Consider the following 737-nt stretch of genomic DNA (forward strand, 5'->3'; position numbering starts at 1 on the left):
TCCATGCCGGAGAGAGTCCCGTTAGTCCGTTGACGACATGAAGTCCGAGCCAGAAGGGCAGGAAACCGGCCAAAGGCGGGAGAGGTGTCTGGAAGAAGCTGGACTTCTTCCCGAGCACGCCAAGAAGCAGCGACAGGATGAATGCCTCGCTTCCGGCAAGGGCGCTATCGGCCAGCCCGCCATGTCGCGCGCTGAGGGTCAGGCCGAGCAGCAGGAGTGGCCAGTAAGCCAGAGCTCGCCGCAGTGGCAAAAACAGGCAGAGGCCGCCGCCCAGCAATATGAGGTTGACCGGCCAGAAGCTACCGGTCTGGGCGAGCAGGGCTGGTACGATAATCGAGTAGCCCAGGACAGGCATGGCCGAAAAAGCAGGGAGCGTGGCGAGGGCGGCCAGGGGGAGGAAAACCTCACCAGACAGAGCACCCAGGGAAGCGAAATCGCGGACGGCCAACGTGATCGTGACCTCGCCCGCAGGGCCACCCACGTGGCCCGCCATGGTGGGATCGATATCGGTACTCATCAGACTATCTGCCAGACCCTGTACAGGGAAAAACCCATAAGCCGCCAGATAGCAGCCAGCAGGCGCCAGAAAGGCCAATTGCCAGGCCAGGCCGGACGCACGGGGCCCAAGGCGGCGGTTTTCAATCAGGCAGGGGATGAAACAGATCAGTGCAAGGGCCTGATTGTGACAGAGCAGCCCCAAAGCGCCGGAGGCCTCACCAATAGGGCCACAGGCTTTG

1 pseudogene is annotated in these 737 nt (G+C 62.6%); it reads right to left on the reverse strand.

From position 1 onward, the window contains the following. Positions 1 to 737: pseudogene (locus P792_RS0119580) on the reverse strand (hypothetical protein); the annotation flags it as partial.

This window comes from Asaia sp. SF2.1, assembly GCF_000505765.1.
Classification (GTDB): domain Bacteria; phylum Pseudomonadota; class Alphaproteobacteria; order Acetobacterales; family Acetobacteraceae; genus Asaia; species Asaia bogorensis.